A 26,032-nucleotide genomic window follows, 5' to 3' on the forward strand; every position below is an offset into this window, starting at 1 on the left:
TCGCCGGCAAGCCTGGCTCCTACGAAAAGCAGTTCACTCGCCACCGGTAGCGAGTGCTCTTACAATGCCCGCACTTCCCCCTCCGGCCGCCCCATGGACATCGACCTCGCCCGCACCTTTCTGGAAATCGTCCGCCACGGCAGCCTTGCCGCCGCCGCCGAAAAACTCCACGTCACCCAGACCGCGATCACAGCGCGTGTGCAGAAACTCGAGAGTCAACTGGGCAGCACCCTGTTCGTGCGTAATCGCGCCGGTGCCCGTCTGACGCCTAACGGTGAAGCCTTCGTGGTCTACGCCAATCAACTGGTCGAAACCTGGGAAGCGGCGCGACGGGATTTGCCGTTGCCCGAGGGCTACCGCGACGTGTTGCACATCGGTGGCGAGGTCAGTCTGTGCAACCCGCTGATGCTCAGTTGGGCCGGCGAGTTGCGCGAAAAGATTCCCAGCCACGCACTACGGATGGAAATCCGTGACGGTGAAAACCTGCTGCGCCAACTGGAACTGGGGGTTCTGGACGCGGCGCTGGTCTACCAGCCCGAGTATTGGCCACGCCTGCAAGTCGAGCAGGTCCTGGAAGAAAAACTCGTCCTCATCCGGCTGGCCGCAAGTCCCGATCCCTACGTGTACATCGACTGGGGCCCGGACTTCCGCCGCCAGCACGATGCGGCCCTGCCGGAAAAAGCCAAAGCTGCGCTTAGCTTCAATCTCGGCCCACTGGGCTTGCAGTACATTCTTGAAAACGGCGGCAGTGGCTACTTCCGCACCCGGGTAGTCCAGAGTTATCTGCAAAGTGGTGTACTGGAGCAAGTGCCCAAAGCCCCGGAATTCAGCTACCCGACCTATCTGGTTTACTCCCGCGACCGCGATTCGGCGACCCTGCAACGAGCCTTCGACTTGCTGCGCGAAGTGATCAAATCCGACGATGACTGGTCGCAACGCTGGAACCCGCTGACCTGAGTCCGGTTTGCACCGGATCATGGCGTTTGTGACCTCATGGTTCGGCCCGCCTGAAACGTCGGGATCGTCTAATCTGCTGGAGATAACAATAACCACAGGTGAATGCAGTGAGGCAGACCACCGAAGCATTCCGCGCTCGCTACCGCGCAGACATTCATCCGCTTTACAACCCATGGCTACACGGCGCCTTTGTGCTGCTGTTCGGGTTGCTGGCCATTGGTGGATTCTGGAGCACCGTGCATCAAGTTCAGCCACTGCAATGGCTGGCAATGCCGCTGGCCCTGCTGTTCTTCAACTTTGCCGTGTACAGCGTGCATCGGCACCTTGGGCATCACAAAAAAAGTTTCGCGCGGATGTTCTACGCCCGCCACGCGGGCGACCACCACAGTTTTTTCGCCCCCGGCCACATGACCTACGACAACGCCAGGGACTGGCGGGTAATTCTGTTTCCGGCCTGGCTGATCGTGTTGCACACGGTTGTCATCACCCTGCCCATCTGGTGGCTGCTTAAGCAGTTCGATGCCAACGTCGCCGGGATCTTCGGTGGCTGCCTGGTCCTCGGTTACCTGACCTATGAAGTGTTCCACGCCTGCGAGCACTTGCCGCCCGAGAGCCCCGTCACCCGTTTGCCGTGGATCCGCCAGATGCGCCGCCTGCATGAACTGCATCACCGTCGCGAGCTGATGCAGGAACGCAATTTCAACATCGTTTTTCCGCTGATGGACTACCTGTTCGGCACCCTCTATTGGGAACCGGAGCCGACCGACCTGCACCTGACGAGAACGCCCATGACGCGCATGCAGCATCAGATCGACATCGCTGGAAACCCGATTGACGTGCTCGCCTACGCCAGCACCGTGACCCATTGGCCGGAGTGGCATCCATCGTCGCTCAAGGTTGATGGCCCGAACGGTCCGCTGCATGCCGGGGAGCGGTTTGAGGAAGACATCAAGGCTGGCGGGCGTGAGGGACACTTGATCTGGGAGGTTAACGAATACCTGCCAGGCCGCCGCTGGAGCGCTTGGGCCCGTGGCGATCACGGGTTGTCTTTAGTGGTGACTTACGAGTGCGAAGCCTTGGGCGACAGCACACGTTTTGTCCGCACCCTGGAGTATCAGTTCAGCGGCCTGGCGATGCGCATCGCCAATCGACTGCTGCTCAAGCGGCGTATCGATCGTGAGTCGGCAGCGTCGATGCTGGCGTTGCGCGAGATGGCGCAAGGAGTCAGCGCGTGAGTCGAACCGTCAAGTTTCGCCATGGGGTGTTGCTGGTGATCGTTGCCATCGGCGCCTTTCTGCTGCTGATGCCGACCAAGGTTCAACCGGTGGCCTGGGCCCCGCCGCCGGCGCCCTCCCTCACCAGCGGAATCTACGCCGACAATCAGCGCCTCAAAGGTGTGGAGCGCGTCGGCGCCGCGGATATCGCCGGGCCGGAAGCGTTGCTGCTGGAGGAAGACCTCCTCATCACGGGTTTGCACGACGGCCGACTGCTACGCACCAGCCTCGACGGCAAGGTCACCAAGGTCCTTGCCGATACGGGTGGCAGACCCTTGGGCCTGGCCCGTCACCCCAACGGTCTGCTGGTGATTGCAGATGGGGTCAAGGGCTTGCTGTCACTCGACGCTCAGGGCCGATTGATTACATTGACCACTGCGGCCAATGGTGTGCCTTTCGGTTTCACCGACGACGTGGTCATCGACAAGTCCGGGCACTATGCCTATTTCAGTGATGCCTCCAGCCGCTTTGGCTATGGCAGGGACGGCGAAGCGATCATCGAGCACGGCGGTGACGGTCGCTTGCTGCGTTATGACTTCCAGACCGGCAAGACGGCGGTCTTGCTGGATAAGCTGGAGTTCGCCAACGGCGTGACTTTGGGACCGGACGATGCCTATGTGTTGGTCAACGAAACGGGTGCCTATCGCATCACTCGTTACTGGTTGAGCGGACCGAAAACCGGCACCCACGATCTGTTCATCGACAACCTGCCAGGGTTGCCGGATAACCTCGCGTTCAATGGCCGCGACCGCTTCTGGGTGGCGCTTTATGCACCACGCAACGCACTGCTCGATGCCACCGCGCCGCATCCATTCGTGCGCAAGATGATCGTGCGAGCAATGACTGTCCTGCCTGAACCGGTGGAGAAACGCGCCTTCGCGTTGGGCCTGGATCTGGACGGCAAAGTGATCGCCAACTTGCAGGACAGTAGCCGCGACAATTACTCGCCAATCACAACCGTTCGCGAGTATGGGGATTGGTTGTATTTCGGGTCGTTGAAGGCCAAACATATGGCGCGATTGCCGCTAAGTACGGCGTTGAAACCTCAATAATGTAGCAGCTGGCGGTCTTGGTTACCGGGGAGCCATCTCGCTATCGCGCGGATCGGTCATGAGGCACCTCACATAGAGCCGTAAATTCGGACTCTGAACATTCGAGGTGCCGGTATTTATCGCCGTTCCAATTTTTCAGTCACCGATCGTCGGTGACCAGACAGGGCGCGTCAGGACGGCGTCTGGAGCCGATCAACGATCTTTTGCTTGACCTGCACGCGCTTCTCCTTGAGTTTCTTCAGTGCGTCATCGCTGGGCGCATCGGATTTGGCGGTTTCAGCCTTGACCACCTCGGCGTCCGCCTGCGAATACTTGTTGATCAGTGAATCCAGTAACGGATCCTTGGTGCGTTTTTGCTGGATATCTTCCTTTGAAAGTTTGAGATCCTGATAAAGGTCGTGTGGCACCGGCATGGAACACCTCCGTTTGTTGATCGGAGGCAAACGCGATCAATGGCGTTCACCAACTATCAGAATGGCCTTGGTTAGCGGGTTCTGTCGACCGCCTATCAGACCAGCGGTGCCCGTTCGTCGCCCTGCCGCAAACGCAATAAAACCTTTGCCCACTCGTCGGCCTCCACAGATTAACGATCACTCGATCGCCCATGAAACCTGTGTGGAGAATAACCAATGGACGGATTTACCCTGCGTCACCTCACGTTGGCCGTTGCCTTGAGTACCAGCATGGGCACGGCTTTCGCTGCCACTTCCAATGACTTCGTCGACAGCGCGGCCGCGAGCAATATCGCGGAAATCGAAACGAGCCGATTGGCCCTGGAAAAAAGTTCATCGGCGGACATCAAGAAGTTCGCCAACATGATAATCACCGACCATTCCAAGGCCAACGATGAACTGGCGGCACTGGCAAAAAAAAATGACATCGAGGTGCCAGACAACACCACGCTGGTCAAGCAGGCGAAAGAGAAAATCCTCGACATGCGCGATGAATCCTTCGATGCGGCGTACGCCAACAATCAGGTGATGGCTCACGAAGACACCATCGAGCTATTCAAGAAAGAAGCCAATACGGTAACAGACGACAAAACCAAAGGCGCCACGGAGCTGAAAGGTTTCGCGCAAAAAATGCTGCCGGCGCTGGAGAAGCATCTGAATATGGCGAAAAAGCTCCAGGCTGCTCACCCCAGCAAATAACGCGCCCACAAAAAAAGGCCGCATCGTTTGATGCGGCCTTTTTTAATGGCTTGACTAGCCGCCATCGGTATCGATATCGGCATCGGTGTCATCCCCAGATTTTGGTCGGTCGGGACTCGGCTTGAAACCCGGGCTGAACTCGTTGTCGTTGTCCGTGTGGATATTTTTCTGGTCAACTGCTTTGTCTGCGCTTTCGGGTTCGGCGGTTTTTGCGCCTTCTTCACGACCACTGTCATCGTTCATAAGTACCTCATTCGTCACTGCACGTGCGCGGCTGAAACAGTCGGGCTTTGTAGATTCGAAGCCTCCTCGGGGACAGGGTTCCATCGCAAAGGAAATTCAAGGTCAAAAGCCGCAACCCTTTGACTATGCTCAAGTGACGGACACTGACTGATCATTCCACCCTGGAGCCCGTCGATGAAGCGTGATATCCGTTTGCTGATCGTCGACAACAACGTCGCCACGCGCTACGCCCTGCGCCGGCGCCTGGAGCGCCACGGCTATGAAGTGCTCGAAGCCGGCACGGGTAGCGAAGGCCTGGAGCTGATCGAAAGCGTAGCAATCGATGCGCTGATCCTCGACGTCAATCTGCCGGACATGAGCGGTTTCGACATCGTGCGCAAATTGCGCGTCGAACCCGCCACCGCCCTGCTGCCGGTGATTCACGTATCGGCGGCCTCGATCCAGACCGGCGACATCATCACCGGCCTGGACGCGGGTGCCGATGCCTACCTGATCCACCCGGTGGATCCGGATGTACTGCTCGCCACTTTGCGCACCTTGCTGCGGGTGCGTGAAACCGAAAATGCCCTGCGTGAAAGCGAGGCGCGGTTTCGGGAAATCTTTGTCAATGTGTCGGCGCCCATCGCAGTGCTGGACGCTGAGCTGAAGGTGCACGAATGCAACCATGCCTTCACGCAGCTGATTCAGGACAACCTTAACCCGGACGCCCTGCGCGAGTGCTTTGCCGAAGACCAGGACGCCGTCATCGAGGAACTGCGCCTGCGTCTAGCCTATGGCGAGCGCTGGAAAGGCACGCTGAGCATGCGGGTCCACGGCGAGGCTTGCGAAACCGAGTGGCAAATTTCGCCGTATCGCACGCCGGAACTGAGCCTGGTGTTTGTCGAGGATGTCACTGAACACCGTCACCGCGAACGCTCGCACCTGGCCCGACTTGACGACGCCACCACCCAATTGGCCAAAGAGGTCGCCGAGCGGGCGCGAACCGAAGCTCAGCTGCTGCAAGCGCAGAAAATGGATGCACTGGGCAAGCTGACCGGGGGCATCGCTCACGACTTCAATAACTTGCTGACCGGCATCATCGCCAGCCTGGAACTGATTCTGAAACGGATCGCTGCCTCACGCACCGACAAGGTTCAGTTTTACGCCGAAGCCGCCTTGAACTCGGCCATGAGTGCTGCGTCCCTGACCCATCGACTGCTCGCCTTTGCGCGCCAACAACCACTCGATACCCGGCCCGTGGACATCAACGAGCATGTGCGTTCCCTTGAGGATCTGCTGGTGCGCACCATCGGCGAGCACATTGCCCTGAAACTCGAATTGACCTCTAAAGCCGCCATCGCTTTGGTTGACCCCATTCAGCTGGAAAGCGCGATGCTCAATCTGGTGATCAACGCTCGCGATGCCTTGCCCCAAGGCGGCAACATTTGGGTCAGCACCTATGCCGCCTATTCCCATGGCGACCCCAATCTGGCCGATGGGGCGTATGTCGCGTTGTCGGTGCGCGATGACGGTACCGGTATCGAACACAGTGTGATCGACAAGGTGTTCGACCCATTTTTCACCACCAAGCCGCTGGGCCAGGGCACCGGGCTGGGGTTGTCGACCCTCTACGGTTTCGCTCGGCAATCGGGTGGCGATGCACACATCCGCAGCGTCACCCGACGCGGCACCGAAGTGACCATCATGCTGCCGGCCAGCTCCGACCCTACGACCGGCGATGCCGAGCCCGCCACCGTCGATCATCAGGGTGCCGGAGAACATGTGTTGATCGTTGAGGACACGCCGTCGGTGCGCATGTTTGTGGCCGAAGTGTTGGTGGATGCCGGTTACCGTTGCACTCAGGCGGGCGACATCGAAGGAGCCCTCGAGCGCCTGCAAAACGATGAGTCCATCGACCTGCTGCTGGCGGACGTCGGACTACCGCGCATGAGTGGCCGCGAGCTGGCCGATGTGGCACGGGGCTGGCGTGAAAAGCTGCCGATCCTGTTCATGACCGGTTATGCCGAAACCGCGATCAACCGTCAGGTGTTCCTCGGCGACGGTATGGAAATGCTGATCAAACCGTTCCAGATCAATGAACTGCTGGACAAGGTACGACGTACGCTCGACAGCGCCTGAACTGATCGTTCCCACGCGCAGTGGGAACGATCATCAACCGAGGGTTCTTGCAAGAAACGGTGCCGTCCGGCTCTTTTTACTCTTGGCGACTTTCTGCGGTGTACCACAGACGACAATCTTCCCGCCCTGGTCCCCCGCCCCCGGGCCAATGTCGATCACCCAGTCACTCTGCGCAACCACACGCATTTCATGTTCGACGACGATCACCGTGTGTCCTGCCGTCACCAGCGTATTCAGCTGTTCAAGCAAGCGATCAACATCCCTTGGGTGCAAACCGGTGGTGGGCTCGTCGAGCACATACAGCGTCGCCCCGCGCTGGTTGCGTTGCAGCTCAGTGGCCAGCTTGATCCGCTGGGCTTCGCCGCCCGACAGCTCGGTCGCCGGCTGGCCGAGGCGCAGGTAACCCAGGCCGATATCGCGCAGCACCTCCAGCGAGCGGCGAATACCCGGTTGTTCGGCGAATACCGTGACTGCTTCATCCACCGTCAACTGCAACACCTGGGCGATGTTCAACCCTTGCCAGACGATCGCCAGCGTCTCGGGGTTGTAGCGCGCGCCGTGACAGGTGGAGCATGGCGCATAGACGCTGGGCATGAACAGCAGCTCGACGCTGACAAAGCCCTCACCTTCGCACGTCGAGCAACGACCCTTGGCAACGTTGAAGGAAAACTGACCGGCGTCGTAACCCTCGGCCTGCGCCTCGGGAGTGGCGGCGTACAGTTTGCGCACGTTGTCGAACAGCCCGGTGTAAGTCGCCAGGTTTGAGCGCGGTGTGCGGCCGATGGGCTTCTGATCGACTTGCACCAGACGCTTGATCGATTCCAGCCCCGCCGTGACCTGACCGCCGCTGACTTGCGGTGCGTCGTCCTCAAGGCTCAACGCTTCAGGTTCGCTGGCACTGGCCGCGCGCCCGAGATGCGCGCCCACCAGCTCCAGCAATGCCTGGCTGACCAGGCTCGATTTACCGGAACCGGAGACGCCGGTTACCGCGGTAAAACAGCCCAGCGGAAACTCGACGCTGAGGTTGTTCAGGTTGTTGCGGGTGATGCCTTCCAGTCGCAGCCAATCGGTCGCCTGGCGGCTGGCTCGAGGCTGAGTGGCCTGCTCGGCGAACAGATAAGCACGTGTCTGCGAGTTCGTCACATCAGCCAAGCCTGGCGGCGGTCCGCTGTACAGGATCCGGCCGCCATGCTCGCCAGCCGCCGGCCCCACATCGATCAACCAGTCGGCGCGGCGCATGGTTTCCAGGTCATGCTCGACCACGAACAAGGTGTTGCCAGCGGCTTTCAAGCGTTGCAGGGCTTCGAACAGTGCCTCGCCATCCGCCGGGTGCAGACCGGCCGACGGTTCATCCAGCACGTAAATCACCCCAAACAACTGCGAACCCAATTGCGTCGCCAGGCGCAGACGCTGCAACTCTCCGGACGACAGCGTCGGCGTGCTGCGGTCCAGCGCCAGGTAACCGAGTCCCAGATCAGTCAACGTACTGACCCGCTCCAGCAAGTCCTGAGCGATCCGCTGCGCGGCCAGGCGTTTCTCCACTGACAGATTTGGTGTGTGGCGCACATCCGGCGCATTGGCATGACCACTGGCGCCGTGGGCCACTCGCTGTTCACGGGCCTCGCGAGTCTGACTGTGCGTCAACACCTCGCCCGCCTCGTCGGCCTGTCCGAGGTAACTGTGAGCGGCCACCGGCTTCAGCACCTGCGCCACTTGCAGCAACGGCATCTGCGACAACTCGCCGATGTCGTAACCGGCAAAGGTCACCGACAACGCCTCGCGCTTGAGCCGTTTGCCGTCGCACAGCGGGCACGGGCTGCCGAGCATGAATTGAGAGACGCGCTTCTTCATCAGCGCGCTTTGCGAATGACTGAACGTGTGCAGGATGTAGCGCCGGGCGCCGGTGAACGTGCCCTGGTAACTCGGTTCCATTTTGCGTTTGAGCGCGACGTTGGTTTCTTCGGGGGTGAGTCCGGCGTACACCGGCACCGTCGGTGTTTCTTCGGTGAAGAGAATCCAGTTGCGCTGCTTTTTCGGCAGATCGCGCCAGGGTTTATCGACGTCGTAGCCCATCGTCACCAGGATGTCGCGCAGGTTCTGTCCCTGCCAGGCGGTGGGCCAGGAGGCAACCGCGCGCTGGCGAATGGTCAGGCTCGGGTCCGGGACCATCAGGGCTTCGGTGACTTCATACACCCGCCCCAACCCATGACATTCCAGACACGCGCCCTGAGGCGTGTTGGGCGAAAAGTCTTCGGCGTACAGCATCGGCTGCCCCGGCGGATAACTGCCGGCCCGGGAGTAAAGCATGCGGATCAGGCTCGACAACGTCGTCACGCTGCCCACCGAAGACCGCGTGCTCGGCACGCCCCGTTGTTGTTGCAGGGCCACCGCCGGCGGCAGGCCTTCGATGGAGTCGACGTCCGGCACCCCGACCTGATCGATCAGGCGCCGCGCATAAGGCGCCACGGATTCGAAGTAGCGGCGTTGCGCTTCGGCGTAGAGGGTCGAGAACGCCAGCGACGACTTCCCCGAACCGGACACGCCGGTGAACACCACCAGGGCATCCCGGGGAATGTCGACATCGACGTTTTTGAGATTGTGCTCCCGGGCGCCGCGCACCCTGACCATGCCTGAGGGAGGGTTGGAAGTCATGGACCTGCCTTGGTTGGATAGAGGAAAGAACTCTGACGCATGATCGTCCCCACGCTGCGCGTGGAAACGATCAACCCGGAAAGGGGTTAGCCATTGAGCACCGTGCGAACCATCTGTGTGAGCGACTCGGGACCATAAGGTTTGCTCAGCAGATAGGTGTCGGGGCTGAGTTGGTGATTGCGCGAAATAATGTCACGGGTGTGGCCCGAGGTGAACAGCACGGCCACCGGCGGCATTTGCACCTTGGCCCAGGCGGCCAGGTCCGAACTTTTGATCAGGCCGGGCATGACCACGTCGGTGAAAATCAGGTCCACCGCCGCGCCCTCCAGCAACATCTGCATGGCGGCGTCACCGTTGGCAGCCGTCAGGACTTGATAACCTTCTTCGCTCAGTAATTCCACCGCGGCGCTGCGCACCGCTTCGTTGTCCTCGACCACCAGAATGGTTTCGTGTCCGCCTCGTTGTTGCGGATCGTGAAGTGCCGTTTCGCTCTGCATCGGACGCAGGCTGCGAGGAAAATACAGTTGCACCCGAGTGCCCTGCTCGACCACGCTGGAAATCTCGATGTGCCCGCCACTCTGCTTGACGAAACCGAACACCATGCTCAATCCAAGCCCCGTGCCCTGGCCGTCGGCCTTGGTAGTAAAAAACGGTTCGAAAGCCTGTGCGAGTACCTGCGGCGACATGCCGACACCCGTGTCAGTCACCGCTACACAGACATAGTCACCGGCGACGATGCCCTTGCCTGCACAAAACTTGCTATCAAGGCCGATGTTCTCGGTGATCAGGTCAATGGTCCCCTCGCCTTTCATGGCGTCCCGGGCATTGATCGCCAGATTGAGGATGGCGTTTTCCAGTTGATTGCAGTCCACGTAAATGTGCCAAAGGGCTTCAGCCGCGCAGACATTGATCTGGAAGGTTTCCCCCAGCGCCCGCTGCAACAATTCACCCAGTCCCTCGAAGACCTGCCGCAGATCGCAGACCTCTGGCGACAAGGGCTGGCGACGGGCGAACGCGAGCAATTGCGAAGACAGTTTGGCGCCACGTTCGACCGCGGCAATCGACGCACTGACCCGGCGCTGCACGTTGGCGTTGTCCGGCTCATGCCGCGCCAGCAAGTGCAGGTTGCCGGCGATCACCTGCAACAGATTGTTGAAGTCATGGGCCACGCCGCCGGTGAGGCCACCGATGGCTTCGAGTTTCTGGGATTGACGCAGTTGTTCTTCAGCGGCCAGCCGCGCCTCGACTTCGTCGGCAACGCGTTGCTCCAGGTTGCGGGTGAACTTGAGCAAGGATTCTTCGGCAGTCTTGCGTTCGTGGATGTCGATCAACACCCCGGGAAAACGGAACGGTTCGCCCTGTTTATTGAACTCGCAGCCACCACTCGCTTGCACCCATAGATAACTGCCATCCGGGCGCTGGACCCGATACTCGGCGTTAAAGGGCTCGCCGGTTTCCACTGATTGATTGATCTGTTCCTGCACCCAGCTGCGGTCATCGGGATGGATATGTGCTTCGGCGATGTCCGTTGGCAAGTCGGCCAGGTTTTGCTCGGACGGGTAAGAGAAGGTGCGGGCGAAACGCTCATCGCCGGAGAGCACATTGCCCTTGATGTCCCAGACGAACGAGCCGAGCAAAGCCCCGGCATTGAGCGCCAGGCGCACCCGTTCGTTGTCGGCGTGATAGGCGTCCTCGGCAGCTTGACGACGGCGTTCGGAGATCACATGCTCGGTGGTCTCGACCACCATCGCCATGACCCCGGCCGGTTTCCCGCCATCATCAGCCACCGGGCTGTAATAAAGGTCCAGCCAGACGTCTTCGGGAATCCCGTCGCGCAGCAACTCCAGTACTTTGTTGCGATAGGACAAAGTGCCGCCCGCAAGACAGATGTCGACCACATGCCGATTGAACTCGGCGACTTCCGGCCAGCCCAGTTCCACCGGGGAACCCAACAGGTAAGGATGTCGGCCACCGGCAAACGTTGAGTACGCATCGTTATAGATCATGTAACCAGGACGACCCCACAGCATCACCATCGGCAGTGGGGACGCGAGCATCAACTGCACCGCGCTGCACAGGCTTGCGGGCCAGGTGTCCATGCTCCCCAGCTCGGTCACGCTCCAGTCGAACGCGCGGATGCGTCCGGCCATTTCACCGTTCCAGCCGGCACACCCGTGGCTATCGTCTAGAAACTGCATCGACTGATTCTGTGTCCCTGTAGATGAGCTGGCTTGAGGGATCGCAACGGCATGAGGACGGTGCGTGCCCGTTTGTTTCGAGCGTCGCGGTCTCCAATGGCTTCATAGAGGTTAGCTGATTCTTCACCTGCAGTTTTTCGTGGCAATGGAGCTTGCCATGGGGACGAACCTTGTAGCAACTGCCGAGGCTGCGTTCGGCTGCGTAGCAGTCGTAAAACCAGACTCCGCGGTGTGTCAGTACAACTCTGCATACAGGTTTACGACGGCTTCGTCCGACCGCGACCCGCACCGAACGCAGCCTCGCGAGCTCGGCAGCTGCTACGGATCCCACTACACCTCGATCAAGTGCTTGAGCGGGTGGTAGCCGGTTTTCAGCGTGGCGGCGACGTCGAGAATTGGTGCCCCAAGGTTCCGTCAGCGCGCCAGTAACTCATGCCGCTCATGTAGCAAGGACCGAGGTAAGTCCGCAGCCCCAAGTCGGCAGCGACACCGGCCACCGCAGAAAACTCGTCGTATGTCTCAGCCCACTCGCGGCAATACATCGAAAGCTGGGCGATGCGTCGTTGGCCGAACTTTTTAATGTCAGCCGGACGTCGGTTCGTGCTGCACTCAAACAGTTGGAGTCCGACGGACTGGTCACCACGGCGCCCAACATGCCCTGATGGAAGCCATGAGCGTCTGCGCCGTGCCGTTCGCCCCCGGTTGATCGTTCCCACGCAGAGCGCGGGAACGATTTCAGTCCGTGCCGTATTTCGGCGAGCGCGGCCCGTACAGCAACCCCGCCGGTTGGCCGGCCGACAGCAGCCGCGCACTGGTCACGCCGGCAATCGGGTGACCGGCGTCGGTGGCACTGTTGATGATTTGCTTTACCGCTGCGCTGATCAGCATGCCGATCAAATTACCGCCACCGTTGTTACCGCCCTCTTCGCTCGAAGCACGAGCCGAGCCGGTCCACAACGTGGTGCCGGTCTTGAGGTCCACCAGTTTTGCACTGGCGGTCACCACGGTTTCGCTGCTGATGATGATGTAGCGCGTCCCGTAGTCAGTCACAGTGATGTAGAGCGCTGCATCGGCACCGAAGATCTCTTGCAGTTTGTTGGCCGGTGCCTGATGAATGTCCGCCGGGGTGGTCAGGCCATTCTGGCGGAACGTCTCATCGACCAGGGCGATCGGCAGCACGTAGTAACCGGCCTCAGCCAACGGATAGGTGACTTGCGACAGCATGCTGTAGGACGCTTTCACGTCCGGCGAATTGTTCAGCGGCGGCAGCACCAGAATGGTTTTTGGACGACTTTGCTTGTACGCCGAATAGTCCACGGTCTTGGGGCTGACGCAACCGCCGAGCACAGCCAGGGCCAGCAGACCGGCCAGCAGTTTCAATGAGCGCGGGATCATTGGGTGTCTCCGGTCTTGGCATTTTTAAGCAGAAAGTCCATGTACGGTGTCGACTCGGGAAACAGCGTCTTCTCGGTTCTGAACTGCTGCACCATCTGATCGTCCTTGCCCATGCTCAGGTACAACAGGCCCAAGTGAGCGTGGTAGCCAGGCGGCGGTGTCCTGCCGGTGGACCGGATCTTCTGCAGGTCACGCTCCAGGGCTTCGGCCTGAGCTTCCTTGGGCTCTTCACCCTTGAAATACTCGTAGACTTCCGGCTGGTAGCTTTCCCACTGGTACAGGGTTTTCGGGCCGGTGTTGCAGCCGGCCAACAGGCCACTGACCAGCAATGTCGACGCTATCAACGCCCACGACATAAAACGCTTGAACATGCTTGTACCGCTCCTTGTCATCAACCTTGATCAGTTGCCCGGTTTCCATGCACCGGAATTCATGCCGTCTACCAGACGATTGATCGCCTCGCGCATGGCCAGGTCGAGCACCTTACCGTTGAGGGTCGAATCGTAGGACGCGGTGCCGCCGAAGCCAATGACTTCGCGGTTCGACAGGGCGTATTCGCCCGCGCCCTGGGTCGAATAAACGACTTCGGAGGTGCTGATGTTGACGATGTTCAGGTTGACCTTGGCGTAGGCCACCTGGGTCTTGCCGCGACCGAGAATGCCGAACAACTGGTGATCACCGGTCTCTTTGCGGCCGAACTCAGTGACATCACCGGTTACCACAAAGTCAGCACCCTTGAGGCGCTGGGACTGGCCCTTGATCGCGGCTTCCTGCTGAATCTCGCCCATGTTGTCGCGGTCCAGCACGCTGAAGCGGTTGGTTTGCTGCAAGTGAGTGATCAGGATGGTCTTGGCCTGACCGCCGAGGCGATCCACACCGTCGGAGAAGATCCCGCGCATGTAGCTCGAACGGTTGTCGAACTTGCCGACCGCCATGGGTACACGAACACCGGCATAAGCGAGGCTGGCGCTTTCAACCTTTTCTACCGGCAAGGCGCGCGAGCTTTCAGTCGCACACCCAACCATCGCGCCCAAGACGGCAATCGCTGCCGCCGATACCAACATCCGAGAGATCATTCTCACTGTGCATTCCTTTGAAAAACGGTTTATCCCGGCACGGCAATAGCCAGCCACTGCGGGTTGCAGCGGCGAAAAAGTGAGGGGGATCAAATCGACAATCGACGTGCGGGACGTCGGCGGCCGGCATTATGCCAAAGTGCCATCACCGAGGACAGTGTTTAATTTTTTATTGCCGCCAGTAATTTGGCAAACACACTCGTCAACTCCACAGGGGGGTGTTGTATAGCCAGAGATCAGCGGAAATCCCGGCTGCGCACGCTGATGCCGTCGAGCAACGGGCTCAGGTCGCTCAAGCGTCCAGCAATCAGGTGCCGCACTTCGCCTTCCTTTTCCCAGCGCCCATCAACCTTGAGCAACTGCGAGCCGACCAATACCTGGCGCTGCCGGTCGGCCAGGTCGCGCCAGACCACCACGTTGACATTGCCGAACTCATCTTCAAGGGTGACAAAGGTCACGCCACTGGCGGTACCCGGCCGTTGCCGACCGGTCACCAGCCCGGCGACGCTGACCGGTCGCCCATGTTCGACATCCATCAGTTCTTTCGAGCTGCGACAGCGTCGGGCTTGCAATTCACCGCGCAGCAACGCCAGCGGATGCGGACCGAGGGTGGTGCCGACACTGTTGTAATCGGCTAGCAGGTCCTCGCCCACGGTGGGTTTGGGTAACGACACCGCGCCCTCCTCCTGACTCGGCAGACCGGCAAACAAGCCGAGCTGCTTCTGCACACCCGCCACTTCCCAGCGCGCCCGATGACGGTCGCCGGCCAGACCACGCAGCGCACCGGCATCGGCCAGTTGCTCCTGCGCGCGGGCATCGAGTCGTGCCCGCTCGCCGAGGTCGGCGATGTCGATAAACGCCCCCTTCGACCTCGCCGTTTCGATGCGCCGGGCATCGTCCTCGCGAAAACCCTTGATCATCCGCAACCCCATGCGAATCGCCGGCTGGGCACCGGTGATCGGTTCCAGGCTGCAATCCCAGTCACTGGCGCGCACGTCCACCGGGCGAATCTGCAAATGATGCCGGCGCGCGTCCTGCAGAATCTGGTCCGGGCTGTAAAAACCCATGGGCCAGCTGTTGATCAGCGCACAGGCGAAGGCCGCCGGCTCGTGGCATTTCAACCAGCAACTGGCGTAAGTCAGCAAGGCGAAACTGGCGGCGTGTGACTCGGGAAAACCGTAGCTGCCAAAGCCTTTGATCTGCTCGAAGATCTGCGCGGCGAACTCGGCCGTGTAGCCGTTTTTCTTCATCCCGGCGGCCAGGCGATCCTTGTGCGGTTCGAGCCCGCCGTGGCGTTTCCAGGCCGCCATGGAGCGGCGCAACTGATCGGCCTCGCCGGGGCTGTAGTCGGCGGCGACAATCGCAATCTGCATCACTTGTTCCTGAAACAGCGGCACGCCCAGCGTGCGCTTGAGCACGACTTCCAGTGCCGGGGACGGATAGACCTCGGGTTCTTCCTTGTTTCGGCGTCGCAGGTACGGATGCACCATTCCGCCCTGAATCGGCCCCGGACGGACGATCGCCACCTCGATCACCAGGTCATAGAAGGTCCGGGGCTTGAGCCTCGGCAGCATCGACATCTGCGCCCGGGACTCGATCTGGAACACGCCGATGGTGTCCGCACGGCCGATCATGTCGTAGGTTTGCGGGTCTTCGGCCGGGATCGTCGCCAGGCTCAGGTCCCGATGGCGATGGCGGCGCAACAGATCGAAACAGCGGCGGATCGCACTGAGCATGCCCAACGCCAGAATATCCACCTTGAGCAGCCCGACCGCATCCAGATCATCCTTGTCCCACTGGATGATGGTGCGCTCGGCCATGGCGGCGTTTTCCACCGGCACCAGGCTATCCAGAGGCTGCTCGGAAATCACGAAACCGCCGGGGTGCTGGGACAGGTGTCGGGGGAAACCGATCAACTGCCCCGTCAGGCTCAGCACCCGGCGCAATACCGGGCTTTCGGGATCGAACCCGCCTTCAAGCAGGCGTTCCACGGGCGGTGTTGTATCACTCCAGTGGCCACAGCAATCGGCCAGGGCGTTGATCTGATCCGGCGGCAACCCCAAGGCCTTGGCCACATCACGCACCGCGCCGGCCGCGTGATACGTGCTGACCACCGCCGTGAGCGCCGCGCGGGTCCGGCCATAACGCTGGAACACGTACTGCAAGACTTCTTCGCGACGCTCATGCTCGAAATCGACGTCGATGTCCGGCGGCTCGTTGCGTTCCCTGGAGAGAAAGCGCTCGAACAACAGCGTGGTGCGATCCGGATCGATTTCCGTGATGCCCAAGGCAAAACACACCGCCGAGTTGGCCGCCGAACCACGGCCCTGACACAGGATTTTTTGCTCACGGGCGAAACGCACAATGTCGTGGACCGTCAGGAAATAGCTTTCGTAGCCCAGTTCGGCGATCAGCTCCAGTTCCTTGTCGATCTGCTTCAGCACCTTGGCCTGCGGGCCTTTTGACCAGCGCCACGCGATGCCCTCTTCGGTCAAATGACGCAGCCAGGACGTGGCAGTCTGGCCTTGTGGTACCAACTCCCGGGGATATTGATAACGCAACTGACCGAGGTCGAAGGTGCAGCGTCGGGCGATGTTCAGCGTTTCGTCGAGCAATGCTTGCGGATAGATCGATTGCAGCGCATCGAGACTGCGCACATGCCGCTCGCCATTGGGATGAAGACGCAACCCGGCCTCCGCCACCGGCAGGTGATGACGGATCGCGGTCATGGTGTCCTGCAAGGCGCGCCGCCCGCGAGCGTGCATGTGCACATCGCCGCTGGCCACTGCCGGGATTCGCAGTTCGCCCGCCAGGGTCAGCAGCGCAGCCAGCCGTCGGGTATCGTCCTGGCCGCGATGTAACTGGACGGCCAGCCACAGGCGTTCGGCGAAGGTCTGCTTCAACCAGTGGCCATTTTCAAAATCATCGAGCGCGTCCGGCACCCACAACGCCAACAGCCCCGGCAAGGGTTCGCTGAAGTCTTCCCGCAGCACTTGATACTGGCCTTTCTGCGTTCGGCGTCGGGCTCGGGTAATCAGTCGGCACAGGGTTTGGTAACCCTCGAGGTTTTCCACCAGAAGCACCAGCTTCGGGCCGTTCTCGATCCGCACTTCGCTGCCGACGATCAGCGGCAGCGCCACGGTTTTGGCCGCTTGCCAGGCGCGGACGATACCGGCCAGGGTGCATTCATCGGTGATTGCCAAGGCCTGATAGCCCTGTTTTTTCGCCCGTTGAAACAGTTCGAGGGCACTGGAAGCACCGCGCTGGAAACTGAAGTTCGACAGGCAGTGCAGTTCGACATAGTCGATGCTCATGCGAACCACCCCTGCAGCCACAACCGGCCGTCCTCACCGACCGCACGATAGGCCCAGCCCTGCTGGCCGGAACGGGTTTCGATCAGGAAGTAATCGCGGCGCACATCGTCACCGTCCCACCACCCGGACTCGATGCGTTCCGGCCCCATCAGGATGCGCGTCGAACCTTCGTGCACCGCCAGCGGTTCAGTCAGCAGCCAGCCCGGTCGTTGCACCGCAGGCAGCCCGCCACAGCGCTGACTGTCGACACTGGCCTGCCACGCGCATTCCGGCCGGTGATCGGCCTGGAACCGCAAACCCTGCACCGCGTCATCCCCCAACCGCGCCCGCAAGCGTTCGCGCAGTTGCTCCCAGGGCAAGGTCTGCTGCGGGCGGTCGTCGAACAGCTCCTGATACTGGGGAACGAAGGCCGGCAAGTCTTCGGCGCGCAGACGAAAACCGCGCACCGGGGCCTCGACCTGAACCTGTTCCAGCCGCCCTCGGGCCAGTTCGAAGAGCATCGCTGGATCACGTTCGGCGCTGAGCAGTCCGACCTTGATGAGGGTGTCCGGCAACCCGGCATGCTCCAGGTGCAGGTCGAAACGCTGAACGCCGCTGTCCCGCCCGCAAAGAAACGTCGACAGATCGCCGGTCAGCCGGCGTAACGGGAACAGCAGCGCCTGATGGGACTGCACATCGAAGTTGAGCTCGATGCGCACATCGAAGCGGTCCGGCGGCAGGTAGAACGTCAGCGCCAGCCGCCGTAACCCGAGCAAGGTGTCCAGATGCTTGAGCACCTGGGCCTCGAAACGCCGGGCCAGACTATGGCGAGGCAACGCCTGAACCTGACTCAAAGTGCGCAGCCCCATGCGCGACAACGCCGTGGCGACGCTGGTCTCCAGCCCGATCCGGTCGATGGGCAACTGCCCAAGATGATGGTGCAAGGCTTGATCGTCGGGCACCACCAGACCGTCATACGCGTTGGCCAGCACCCGTGCGGCCACCGGGTTGGGCGCGGCAACAATCCGATGGCGAAACCCCAGTTCGCCAAGTTCGGTCCGTAACCGCGCCTCGAATTGCGGCCAGGCGCCGAACAATCCCAGGCTGGACTCGATTTCAAACACCACCGCACGCGGGTAATGCACGCTGACCTGAGCGCTGAAACGGTAGGCCCATGCAGCCAGAAACTGTTGCCAGTGTTCGATCTCGGCGGCGTCATATTCGGCCGTGGCAAACCCTTTGCTCAGAGCCTGCGCGGCGGTCATCGACTGACCGGGACGCAAGCCCAGCGCCCGCGCCGAAGCGTTGACCGCCTGCAACACCCGACGCTGGGCGGGGCCGGTCAGCAGCGCCAACGGCACATCGGGATCGGAGCGCTGACGCAGTACCGCGTCCAACGCCAATTGCGGGAAAAGAATGCAGACCCAGCGCATGGCAACCTCAATGCCCCACGGGAAAGGCTATCGGCGCCGAACGGGCCAACCCACCCCGGCACTTGAGTACGCGCAATTGCGCAGGCTTGGCGTCGATGGCAATGCGCAAAGCGGCTGGCGAAGGGTTGACCGCTTCATTGATCGAGCGATAGGCGAACGCCAGGGTCTGGCCGGTTTCCGCGGCCACCTGCAAGCGGCGCAACGCTCGATCATCAGCCTTGTGCGGCCAGCACAGCACCGCACCGCAACTGCCCGAACGCAGGCATTGTTCGGCCGCCCACAGCGCATCGCGCTCGCTGGCCTGGATGATCGACAACTGGCGCAGATCGACCCCGGCGTTCTGCCAGGCCTGGGGGTACGGCACGTAAGGCGGCGCCACCAACACGATGCGCTCGCCAGCGGCCGACAACCGCGCCAGCGCCGGCCACACCAGTTGCAATTCACCGACGCCCTGCCCGACCAAAAGGATTTCGGTCAGCGCCGCTTCCGGCCAACCGCCAATAGGCAACGCCGCATCCAGCGCGGCATGCCCGGTGGGTTGCGGGCTGACGGCCGGTGGCGCAGGCCGGCCCTTCCAGACCTGGCCGCCATTGAACAGCGTATCCAGCGCTACGACGGCGCCCATCACCCTTGCCTCACCAGACCGCAGAACACCCCTTCGATGGCCAGGTCCTGATCGGCGTCGACGATGATCGGCTTATAGGCCGGGTTGCGCGGCAGCAGTCGGACAACGTCGCCGACTCGCTCGAAACGTTTGATGGTGACTTCGCCGTCGAGTCGCGCGACGACGATCTGGCCGTTGACCGCCTCGGGATTGCGGTGCACGCCCACCAGATCGCCGTCGAGAATGCCGTCCTCGATCATCGAGTCGCCCTGGACCCGCAGCATGTAATCCGGCACCCGCGAGAAAATCGACGGGTCGAGCAGCAAGCGGCTGTGAACCTCGGCATCGGCACCGATCGGCGCACCCGCCGCCACCCGACCGAGTACCGGAATGTCCAGCAACTCGGGGCGCGCCGGTTGCCCGAGCAAACGAATGCCCCGGGCCTGATGCGCACTGACCTCGATGAAACCGGCCTCGGTCAGCGCCAGCACATGCTTGCGCGCCACGCTGCGGGAGGCAAAACCGAACGCCTCGCTGATTTCAGCGAGGCTCGGGGACTGACCGTATTCAGCGATTCGATCGCGGATAAAAGTCAGGATGGCGGTACGGCGGGGAGTTAAAGTCGTCATGGAGTACATTTGTACTCTTTTGCCTTTTTCCTGACAAGGACCGCCAGTCAGCTCAAGTCACGAGACGCCAGAAAACCTGCGATGTAATCGATGAAAGCCACCACTTTGGCGGTCGCCCGCCGATGGCTCGGGTACACCGCCAGAATGTGCGCGCCGAAGCTGTCCGGATCGATGTCGTAGTCGGCCATCACCCGCACCAGTCGACCGTCGGCCAGATACGGCGCGGCACTCCATAGCGGCGTGTGCAGCAACCCGCGCCCGGCCAGCGCGTTGGCCAGCAGCAGGTCGTAATTGTCGCTGCGCAAACGCGGCGTCTGCGGTTGCGGCAGGCTCAAACGCTGGCCGTCGCGCTCGGCCCACCAGAATTCGCGGCTGAGCAACGGATGGCGATACAGCAACCATTCGTGGTCATCGAGGGTTTGCGCAGTCACCGGCAGCCCCTTGCGCGCCAGATAAGCCGGGCTGCCGCACAACGCCAGACGGTTACTGCCGACGACGCGGGCGATCAACCCCGGCAAGTCGTCATGACCTTCGCGCAACGCCAGGTCGTAGCCACTTTCCAGCAGATTGACGAACTCATCGCACAGGTCCACTTGCAGATTGATCTGCGGGTATTGCTCCAGAAATCCACCACACACCTGATCAAGAAAGGCCTGCCCATAGGCCAGCGGCGCGGTGATTTTCAGACTGCCGCGCAGGCCATGCTGCATTTGCTCGATTTCCTCGCTGGCCTCCTCAAGCCGTTGCAATACCTGACGTGCGGTTTCCAGGTAGAGCCGCCCCACTTCCGTCAGCAGAATCCGTCGGGTACTGCGCTCGAACAGCCGTGCGCCAAGCTCGGCTTCCAGGTGATTGACCGCTTTGGTCAGGGCCGAAGGCGTCTTGCCCAGTTGCTCGGCGGCGCGGCTGAAACTGCCCAATTGCGCCGTGACCACAAACATTTTCAATGCACCCAACTTGTCCATTCTTTTTCCATTCAGGCAAAAACGTTTTTCGTGAGTGAGGCGTTCTGCTTGCCGTGACAAGCCACTAATCTGGCCATCAGACGCAATAACAAGGAAATATCCAATGAAAAGATTCATCCCGAATCTATTGATGGTGGCAGTGAGTTTTGCCTCGTTGGAAGCCATGGCAGCGACCGATCTGGTGTTGCTGAACGGCAAGATTTTCACCGCCGACCGCAGCCAGCCCAAGGTTCAGGCGTTGGCGGTGCAGGAGGGCAGCGAGGCCTTGATCGAGTCGGGAACCAAAGTCACAACGTCTATGGCGTGAAACTCGCCGCCTATTACTCCGCAGATGCGCCCGGCATCGACAGTAAACAGAGTTCGCTCTACAGCTACGTCGGTTACGAAACTGAATTGCCCTATGGGCTGGGCCTGAAACTGCGTTACGGCGAAATGGATTTCAAAGACCCCCGCCTGTACTCGACTAACGGCCACGCCGAGGACGCTTACCACGAATGGGAGGCGAAATTGACGCATGAATTGGCCGGTGTGTTGGTGGGTCTGAGTTATATCGATACCGATTTGTCGAAAAGCCAATGCATCAGCAATTACGGGTTCGGCGATGTCTGCACCGCCACCGTGGTGGCGAGTGTCAGCAAGTCCTTCTGACCCCCACTGCCCCCCGTGGGAGCGGCGATCCGACTTGCTCGCGAAGGCGGTGTGTCAGTCAACGTTGATGTCGTCTGGCCCACCGCCTTCACGCCCTGAGCCTTTCCGTCAACACGATGTTGCTGTGTCCGGCTCGCTGATCAAAGGCGAGCCGTGCCGAAGCAAGGTCTGTAAATAAACCTTTTCGTCGTACACGGTGCTGCTCTTCCAGCACTGATAAACGATCCGGATCCACTTGAACGCCAGGGCCCTGAGGGCTGCTTGGTAAGAGCTGCCTTTGGCCCTTTGCTGGCGATAATACGCCTCTGCCCACACCGATTGATTGATGCTGTGGGCAGCCCACTCAACAAAGGTCTGGCGCAAAAAAGTTGCGCATTGATAGCGCCAGTGGACGACTTTTTTCTTGCCACTGCGTTCGGTGACCGGGGCAATTCCGGCATATCGCTGCACCGCACTGGCATCCTTGAAGCGATCACGCTGCTCACCAAAGGCGACCATCAACCGTGGGGCAAGCTGTTGTCCCGCGCCGGGCAAGGCCTTGAAGAGTCGATAGTCGGCCAGGGTGTTGGCAGTTTTTTCGATCTCCCGATCAAAATCTTTGATCGCCGTGATGACCCCTTTCAGTTGCGAGACCAGGGCCAGCACATACAGCGCTGAAGGACTGACCACGCCTGGATCTTCAGTCAACGGCATGGCTTTGGCGATCAATGCCAAACGCTGCTGATTGAGCTCAGCATGGCGAACATTATGCGCGTGAAGGAACTTCAAAACGCTGGCTGGCCGAGCGCGCTTAAGCGTTTCAAAGGTCGACCAGCGCGCCAGAAATTCACAAAAAACCAGCGTGTCATGGTCATGAAACAGCTCCAGGGCCAACGGGTAGTACTGTTTGAGCATGCAGACCAGACGGTTGCTGATCTTGACCCGGTCATCGACCAATCCGCGGCGATGTTCGGTCAGGCTGGCGAGCGAACGCATGGCGGAGCTTTGCTGGACCAGTTGAGGAAACCGTTCGGGATGATTCAGCAACAGCTCAAGCGCCCATTGAGCATCCGTTGGATCATCCTTGGCGCCACTGGGGACGAAGGTTTTACGGTGCCGGGCCAAGGTGCTCGGATTGATCGGAAAGATACAAAAAAACTCATATTTTTGCAGAGCCGCTATCAGTGGGCCTTTGTTCAACTCCACGGCGATCGCGATCGGGCCACCGTAACGTTGATGCAGCGACCTGGCCCAGCGATCAATCGACTCGGGCTCGTGGTCGATGACCTCGAAACTGCGCTGAGCCTCTCCAGCTATCTGCAAACAGATGTCGTGCTTGGCGTCTGCCCAATCAATTCCGATATAAGCAGTGAAACTCTGAGACAGGAGCGTTTGCATGGAACACCTCAACAGGCGCTAAAGTACATGCAGGGACATGCATGCTTGCGTCCAGCGAAGGCGATATAGAGAGCCGTGTCGGGCTTTCCCTGAGAATTCGTTAGAGGGCGCAAGCGCACCTGTGGACTCGAAGGTGAAGGCGTAATCATCGAGTGCTGCGCGAGCAAATTCGTAGCCCACAGGTGCATGTTCCTTCCTCGCCGACAACCGACTTCCAGCGAATATCAGTATGGAAGAGAAAGGAACGGACTACCTATATCGCGAGCAAGCCCGCTCCCACATTATTAGATTTCAGCGGTTTCGGGGTGAGCTGTGCCAGGTAGGGCCATGGGTAGATTCCGCGCTCATGGCCGTCGCTGAAGATCAGTTGCTCGGCGGGGTATTCAGCAAGCGTTAGTCGCGCTTGAGGATCTGGTCCATTACCCAATCGGTTTTCAATGCCTGTTCGGCTACCGCCGGATGCTGCGCTTCACCCCGAATGTGTGCGTTCATGCCCAGCACGTGATGCCACTGGATGTGCGGGTGATTGTCGATGTGCAGGCTGAGGTTTTCATCGGCTTCAAGCTGAACCGGATGTTCATCGAATACGGAAAAGATAATCCGGCCTTTGCTACCGATCAGTTCGACCCGATCTTCGCGGCGATCTGCAACAAAATTCCAGCAGCCCATGCCCAAAGCCCCGCCAGCAAAACGCCAACTGGCGCTGACGGCGTCTTCCGCGGCATACAAACCGGCTTGCCGTGCCGTAAATCCGGCGACTTCGACGATGTCACCAAGCAGGTACTGGAACAGGTCGAAGCCATGGCTGGCCAGGTCGGCGAAATAACCACCACCCGCAATTGCCGGGTCAGTTCGCCAGTTATCGGCGCCATCCTGATCCGCCGTCGATGGCGCTTTGGTGAGCGTCCAGGTCAAGTGCCGGACTTCGCCGATCCGCCCCTCTTCCAGCCACTGCCGCACCTGCTGGAAGCGCGGCAGTGAGCGACGGTAGTAAGAAACAAACAGGTGCAGCCCGGCGTCGGCAAAGACCTTTTGCATTTCACGGCTTTGCCTGGCATTCAGCGACATGGGTTTTTCGACGCAGCAATGTTTACCGGCGGCGGCCACCCTCAAGGCGTAAGCGTGATGACTGTCAGGTGGCGTGGCGATGTACACCGCATCCACCTCGGGATCATTGATCAGCGCGTCGAGGTCGGTGTAGAACCGGGCGATGCCGTGGCGCGCGGCGTAATCCGTCACCGCTTCCAGACGCCGGCCCATCACCGCCACCAACGCCGAGCCGGGCGCCTTGTAGAAGGCCGGCCCGCTCTTGCGTTCAGCGACGCTGCCACAACCGATCATGCCCCAGCGCACCCCGTTCATACTCACTCCTTGATGGTTAGCCGACGCGCAGTGCGCGCAGGTCCAGATGACCGTCTTTGAGCGGCGGGCACCAGTAGTAGCCGCCGGTGATCGGCCGGCTGATGCGGTACAAACCGTCGGTGATGCCGTCTTCCAGACCGCTCATGCGCCGCAGTTGGGCTTCGAAGGCGTCGAGGGAGAAACCGAAGGCCAGGAACATCAGGCCGGCGCGGTCGCCTTCGATCCAGGGCATGGAACGGCGCACCACGAATGCCTCGGGGGCGAAGCTTTCCTGGGCGGTGCGTTTGACGTGCGCAGAGATTGGCGCGTCGTCGATCTCTTCGTTGTCGGTCAAACGACGGCCCATGATGTTGTCCTTTTCATGGGAAGGCATCGCGTGGAAGCCTTTCAGATCATGCTGCCACTGCTGGATCGCGGCGAAGCTGCCGCCGACCATTCCGTCAGCGCCGTCACTTATCAGCGCGGCGGCGACGGCGGCTTCGTCGTGAGGGTTTTCGGTGCCGTCTTCGTAACCGGTCAGGTCATGGCCGATGAGGTGGCGGAAGGTTTCGTTCATCTGCACCAGGCGCAAGGCGGGTGCCAGCGCGGCTTCGATGGCGTTGCTGCGATTGAGCAATTCGCCACGGTCGACACCGTGCAACCAGCACCACAGGGCGTGCTGGGTCGACGGGTTGTCGACGCCGACACCGGCCAACGCTGGAAAGGTGCGCAGGCCTTCGATTTGCCATTTAAGGGCCTTGACCAGGGATTCACCGAAACCGACCACTGCCGACTTCCCGTCTACCAGCCCCTGCAGATTTTCCAGCGCGGCCGGCAATGCAGCGGCAGATTCGAGTGCGAAGAACATATGACGGGCTTGAGGCGGTACTGGGGTGGCGAGAATGCCCGGCTGGTAGTCACTCATATGAACTCCTTTGGAAAGAGCGCGAAGTTTAACCGTAGCATCAGCCGTTGTGTGTTTTCAGGTCAAAAGATCACGTGTTTCTGGAATGTCTAAAAACCTCGATCCCGTCTAATCTGAGTAGAGCACGACCACAAACACGCCTCTAGCCTCTTGATACAGGGGAAATGGGATGACCGGAAAAACAGCGCGCCAATGCTCGTCATGGCTCCTACCCTCCCTGCTTGCCATCAATCTGGCGCTGACAGCGGGATGTGCAGGCAAAGCTGCCACGTCTCGCTACTCAGCCTCAAACATAGGCTCAAGCTGCTATGCAAAAGCGCTGCCCACTGCCGGCGAGGGCGGCCTGGCTTGGGGTTCCACCTTGAGCATGGCGCGCAAAAAATCCCTGGATAATTGCATACGCTATGCCGGCCGATCTGGCGGCACGCCAAATACCTGCAAAGTGGTGTTGGCGGAGTGCAAAAATTAATAGAGCGCCGCCGAAGCATTGCCATACCCAGTTGAGAGAAATCCCCCATACATGGGCTGTATAACCCGCCTCTTATTTCAACTTTTGTGATTGAGAACTGGCCACAGAATCAGGCTACCCCGCTGGCGGGGAATTATAGGCTGTTCAATTTTTTGGCATAGAGAATGCTGTGCGTTCATTAGCGCACTAATTGAGAGTTTGAAGCGGGTGCCAAAAACACCTGCGCCGAAGA

At 60.4% G+C, this 26,032-nt stretch carries 21 protein-coding genes and 5 pseudogenes; 9 read left to right on the top strand and 17 right to left on the bottom strand.

The window, feature by feature from the left end; all coding sequences use genetic code 11:
* Positions 1 to 93: 93 nt before the first annotated feature.
* The 3 genes from ACYZTR_RS16915 (at position 94) to ACYZTR_RS16925 (ending at position 3,283) form a co-directional block, all read left to right on the top strand.
* Positions 94 to 957 (top strand): LysR family transcriptional regulator, encoded by an 864-nt coding sequence (locus ACYZTR_RS16915; RefSeq protein WP_461972680.1) that lies wholly within the window; start codon positions 94 to 96, stop codon positions 955 to 957.
* Between the two features lie 107 nt (positions 958 to 1,064).
* Complete coding sequence (locus ACYZTR_RS16920) at positions 1,065 to 2,192, top strand: SRPBCC family protein (RefSeq protein ID WP_461972682.1); 1,128 nt, start codon at positions 1,065 to 1,067, stop codon at positions 2,190 to 2,192.
* Positions 2,189 to 3,283, top strand: coding sequence for an SMP-30/gluconolactonase/LRE family protein (locus tag ACYZTR_RS16925; RefSeq protein WP_461972684.1), 1,095 nt, complete (start codon positions 2,189 to 2,191; stop codon positions 3,281 to 3,283). The genes ACYZTR_RS16920 and ACYZTR_RS16925 overlap by 4 nt, the downstream gene beginning before the upstream one ends.
* A gap of 170 nt (positions 3,284 to 3,453) precedes the next feature.
* Here ACYZTR_RS16925 and ACYZTR_RS16930 read toward each other — a convergent pair whose 3' ends face one another.
* Positions 3,454 to 3,696: a DUF465 domain-containing protein gene (locus ACYZTR_RS16930; protein ID WP_076030754.1), complete on the bottom strand. Its 243-nt coding sequence runs from the start codon at positions 3,694 to 3,696 to the stop codon at positions 3,454 to 3,456.
* Between the two features lie 216 nt (positions 3,697 to 3,912).
* On the opposite strand from ACYZTR_RS16930, the gene ACYZTR_RS16935 reads away from it, so the two are divergent.
* Entirely contained in the window at positions 3,913 to 4,434 is a 522-nt protein-coding gene (locus ACYZTR_RS16935) for a DUF4142 domain-containing protein (protein ID WP_461972687.1), read from the top strand.
* Positions 4,435 to 4,488: 54 nt separating this feature from the next.
* On the opposite strand, the gene ACYZTR_RS16940 is transcribed toward ACYZTR_RS16935, so the two are convergent.
* The gene (locus ACYZTR_RS16940; protein WP_461979921.1) at positions 4,489 to 4,677 is read right to left on the bottom strand and encodes a hypothetical protein; all 189 of its coding nucleotides are present in this window, start codon (positions 4,675 to 4,677) and stop codon (positions 4,489 to 4,491) included.
* A 174-nt stretch (positions 4,678 to 4,851) separates the two neighbouring features.
* Here ACYZTR_RS16940 and ACYZTR_RS16945 point away from each other — a divergent pair, with 174 nt between their 5' ends.
* A complete protein-coding gene (locus ACYZTR_RS16945) occupies positions 4,852 to 6,795 on the top strand; it encodes a response regulator (protein ID WP_461972689.1) in 1,944 nt (647 codons plus the stop codon).
* Between the two features lie 33 nt (positions 6,796 to 6,828).
* On the opposite strand, the gene ACYZTR_RS16950 is transcribed toward ACYZTR_RS16945, so the two are convergent.
* The 3 genes and pseudogenes from ACYZTR_RS16950 to ACYZTR_RS16960 all read right to left on the bottom strand — a co-directional run.
* Complete coding sequence (locus ACYZTR_RS16950) at positions 6,829 to 9,447, bottom strand: excinuclease ABC subunit UvrA (RefSeq protein ID WP_461972691.1); 2,619 nt, start codon at positions 9,445 to 9,447, stop codon at positions 6,829 to 6,831.
* Positions 9,448 to 9,533: 86 nt separating this feature from the next.
* Positions 9,534 to 11,645 (bottom strand): hybrid sensor histidine kinase/response regulator, encoded by a 2,112-nt coding sequence (locus ACYZTR_RS16955; RefSeq protein WP_461972693.1) that lies wholly within the window; start codon positions 11,643 to 11,645, stop codon positions 9,534 to 9,536.
* A gap of 392 nt (positions 11,646 to 12,037) precedes the next feature.
* Positions 12,038 to 12,190, bottom strand: a pseudogene (locus tag ACYZTR_RS16960) (N-ethylammeline chlorohydrolase); the annotation flags it as partial.
* Between ACYZTR_RS16960 and ACYZTR_RS16965 the strand changes: the two are divergent.
* A pseudogene (locus ACYZTR_RS16965) lies at positions 12,182 to 12,298 on the top strand (GntR family transcriptional regulator); the annotation flags it as partial. The pseudogenes ACYZTR_RS16960 and ACYZTR_RS16965 overlap by 9 nt on opposite strands.
* An 82-nt stretch (positions 12,299 to 12,380) precedes the next feature.
* Here the strand turns inward: ACYZTR_RS16965 and ACYZTR_RS16970 are convergent.
* The 8 genes from ACYZTR_RS16970 to ACYZTR_RS17005 all read right to left on the bottom strand — a co-directional run bounded on the left by ACYZTR_RS16970 (position 12,381) and on the right by ACYZTR_RS17005 (position 21,040).
* Entirely contained in the window at positions 12,381 to 13,040 is a 660-nt protein-coding gene (locus ACYZTR_RS16970) for a DUF799 domain-containing protein (RefSeq protein ID WP_461972695.1), read from the bottom strand.
* The gene (locus ACYZTR_RS16975; RefSeq protein ID WP_461964518.1) at positions 13,037 to 13,411 is read right to left on the bottom strand and encodes a DUF4810 domain-containing protein; all 375 of its coding nucleotides are present in this window, start codon (positions 13,409 to 13,411) and stop codon (positions 13,037 to 13,039) included. Before ACYZTR_RS16975 ends, ACYZTR_RS16970 begins: the two co-directional genes overlap by 4 nt.
* A gap of 30 nt (positions 13,412 to 13,441) precedes the next feature.
* The gene (locus ACYZTR_RS16980; protein ID WP_461979768.1) at positions 13,442 to 14,116 is read right to left on the bottom strand and encodes a CsgG/HfaB family protein; all 675 of its coding nucleotides are present in this window, start codon (positions 14,114 to 14,116) and stop codon (positions 13,442 to 13,444) included.
* A gap of 236 nt (positions 14,117 to 14,352) precedes the next feature.
* Complete coding sequence (locus ACYZTR_RS16985; protein ID WP_461972697.1) at positions 14,353 to 17,451, bottom strand: error-prone DNA polymerase; 3,099 nt, start codon at positions 17,449 to 17,451, stop codon at positions 14,353 to 14,355.
* Positions 17,427 to 18,842 carry a Y-family DNA polymerase gene (locus ACYZTR_RS16990; protein WP_461972698.1) on the bottom strand — a complete coding sequence of 472 codons (1,416 nt, stop codon included), beginning with the start codon at positions 18,840 to 18,842 and terminating at the stop codon, positions 17,427 to 17,429. The genes ACYZTR_RS16985 and ACYZTR_RS16990 overlap by 25 nt, the downstream gene beginning before the upstream one ends.
* A 7-nt stretch (positions 18,843 to 18,849) precedes the next feature.
* The gene (gene imuA / locus ACYZTR_RS16995) at positions 18,850 to 19,467 is read right to left on the bottom strand and encodes a translesion DNA synthesis-associated protein ImuA (protein ID WP_461972700.1); all 618 of its coding nucleotides are present in this window, start codon (positions 19,465 to 19,467) and stop codon (positions 18,850 to 18,852) included.
* Complete coding sequence (lexA, locus tag ACYZTR_RS17000; protein ID WP_461972702.1) at positions 19,467 to 20,084, bottom strand: transcriptional repressor LexA; 618 nt, start codon at positions 20,082 to 20,084, stop codon at positions 19,467 to 19,469. The genes imuA and lexA overlap by 1 nt, the downstream gene beginning before the upstream one ends.
* A 38-nt stretch (positions 20,085 to 20,122) precedes the next feature.
* Positions 20,123 to 21,040: a LysR family transcriptional regulator gene (locus tag ACYZTR_RS17005; protein ID WP_461972704.1), complete on the bottom strand. Its 918-nt coding sequence runs from the start codon at positions 21,038 to 21,040 to the stop codon at positions 20,123 to 20,125.
* Positions 21,041 to 21,143: 103 nt separating this feature from the next.
* On the opposite strand from ACYZTR_RS17005, the pseudogene ACYZTR_RS17010 reads away from it, so the two are divergent.
* Together ACYZTR_RS17010 and ACYZTR_RS17015 are read left to right on the top strand one after the other, a co-directional pair.
* Positions 21,144 to 21,329, top strand: a pseudogene (locus ACYZTR_RS17010) (amidohydrolase); the annotation flags it as partial.
* A gap of 2 nt (positions 21,330 to 21,331) precedes the next feature.
* A pseudogene (locus ACYZTR_RS17015) lies at positions 21,332 to 21,688 on the top strand (TorF family putative porin); the annotation flags it as partial.
* A 108-nt stretch (positions 21,689 to 21,796) separates the two neighbouring features.
* Here the strand turns inward: ACYZTR_RS17015 and ACYZTR_RS17020 are convergent.
* The 4 genes and pseudogenes from ACYZTR_RS17020 to ACYZTR_RS17035 all read right to left on the bottom strand — a co-directional run bounded on the left by ACYZTR_RS17020 (position 21,797) and on the right by ACYZTR_RS17035 (position 25,331).
* Positions 21,797 to 23,065: an IS110 family RNA-guided transposase gene (locus ACYZTR_RS17020; RefSeq protein WP_461972154.1), complete on the bottom strand. Its 1,269-nt coding sequence runs from the start codon at positions 23,063 to 23,065 to the stop codon at positions 21,797 to 21,799.
* 253 nt (positions 23,066 to 23,318) lie between these two features.
* A pseudogene (locus ACYZTR_RS17025) lies at positions 23,319 to 23,435 on the bottom strand (gamma-butyrobetaine hydroxylase-like domain-containing protein); the annotation flags it as partial.
* A 23-nt stretch (positions 23,436 to 23,458) separates the two neighbouring features.
* Positions 23,459 to 24,427, bottom strand: coding sequence for a Gfo/Idh/MocA family protein (locus tag ACYZTR_RS17030; protein ID WP_461972706.1), 969 nt, complete (start codon positions 24,425 to 24,427; stop codon positions 23,459 to 23,461).
* Positions 24,428 to 24,443: 16 nt separating this feature from the next.
* The gene (locus tag ACYZTR_RS17035) at positions 24,444 to 25,331 is read right to left on the bottom strand and encodes a Dyp-type peroxidase (protein WP_461972708.1); all 888 of its coding nucleotides are present in this window, start codon (positions 25,329 to 25,331) and stop codon (positions 24,444 to 24,446) included.
* Between the two features lie 169 nt (positions 25,332 to 25,500).
* Here ACYZTR_RS17035 and ACYZTR_RS17040 point away from each other — a divergent pair, with 169 nt between their 5' ends.
* The gene (locus tag ACYZTR_RS17040; protein ID WP_461972710.1) at positions 25,501 to 25,800 is read left to right on the top strand and encodes a hypothetical protein; all 300 of its coding nucleotides are present in this window, start codon (positions 25,501 to 25,503) and stop codon (positions 25,798 to 25,800) included.
* Positions 25,801 to 26,032: the final 232 nt, after the last annotated feature.

The organism is Pseudomonas sp. Hz4, assembly GCF_054898165.1.

Excerpts from the sequence above, each read along its gene's own strand:
- ACYZTR_RS16980 (WP_461979768.1), bottom strand. The coding sequence starts at position 14,116 with ATGATCTCTCGGATGTTGGTATCGGCGGCAGCGATTGCCGTCTTGGGC.
- imuA (WP_461972700.1), bottom strand. The coding sequence starts at position 19,467 with ATGGGCGCCGTCGTAGCGCTGGATACGCTGTTCAATGGCGGCCAGGTC.
- ACYZTR_RS16990 (WP_461972698.1), bottom strand. The coding sequence starts at position 18,842 with ATGCGCTGGGTCTGCATTCTTTTCCCGCAATTGGCGTTGGACGCGGTA.
- ACYZTR_RS16955 (WP_461972693.1), bottom strand. The coding sequence starts at position 11,645 with ATGCAGTTTCTAGACGATAGCCACGGGTGTGCCGGCTGGAACGGTGAA.
- ACYZTR_RS17035 (WP_461972708.1), bottom strand. The coding sequence starts at position 25,331 with ATGAGTGACTACCAGCCGGGCATTCTCGCCACCCCAGTACCGCCTCAA.
- ACYZTR_RS16915 (WP_461972680.1), top strand. The coding sequence starts at position 94 with ATGGACATCGACCTCGCCCGCACCTTTCTGGAAATCGTCCGCCACGGC.
- ACYZTR_RS17020 (WP_461972154.1), bottom strand. The coding sequence starts at position 23,065 with ATGCAAACGCTCCTGTCTCAGAGTTTCACTGCTTATATCGGAATTGAT.
- ACYZTR_RS17005 (WP_461972704.1), bottom strand. The coding sequence starts at position 21,040 with ATGGACAAGTTGGGTGCATTGAAAATGTTTGTGGTCACGGCGCAATTG.
- ACYZTR_RS16940 (WP_461979921.1), bottom strand. The coding sequence starts at position 4,677 with ATGAACGATGACAGTGGTCGTGAAGAAGGCGCAAAAACCGCCGAACCC.
- ACYZTR_RS16930 (WP_076030754.1), bottom strand. The coding sequence starts at position 3,696 with ATGCCGGTGCCACACGACCTTTATCAGGATCTCAAACTTTCAAAGGAA.
- ACYZTR_RS16950 (WP_461972691.1), bottom strand. The coding sequence starts at position 9,447 with ATGACTTCCAACCCTCCCTCAGGCATGGTCAGGGTGCGCGGCGCCCGG.
- ACYZTR_RS16970 (WP_461972695.1), bottom strand. The coding sequence starts at position 13,040 with ATGATCCCGCGCTCATTGAAACTGCTGGCCGGTCTGCTGGCCCTGGCT.
- ACYZTR_RS17030 (WP_461972706.1), bottom strand. The coding sequence starts at position 24,427 with ATGAACGGGGTGCGCTGGGGCATGATCGGTTGTGGCAGCGTCGCTGAA.
- ACYZTR_RS16935 (WP_461972687.1), top strand. The coding sequence starts at position 3,913 with ATGGACGGATTTACCCTGCGTCACCTCACGTTGGCCGTTGCCTTGAGT.
- ACYZTR_RS16945 (WP_461972689.1), top strand. The coding sequence starts at position 4,852 with ATGAAGCGTGATATCCGTTTGCTGATCGTCGACAACAACGTCGCCACG.
- ACYZTR_RS17040 (WP_461972710.1), top strand. The coding sequence starts at position 25,501 with ATGACCGGAAAAACAGCGCGCCAATGCTCGTCATGGCTCCTACCCTCC.
- ACYZTR_RS16975 (WP_461964518.1), bottom strand. The coding sequence starts at position 13,411 with ATGTTCAAGCGTTTTATGTCGTGGGCGTTGATAGCGTCGACATTGCTG.
- lexA (WP_461972702.1), bottom strand. The coding sequence starts at position 20,084 with ATGTACTCCATGACGACTTTAACTCCCCGCCGTACCGCCATCCTGACT.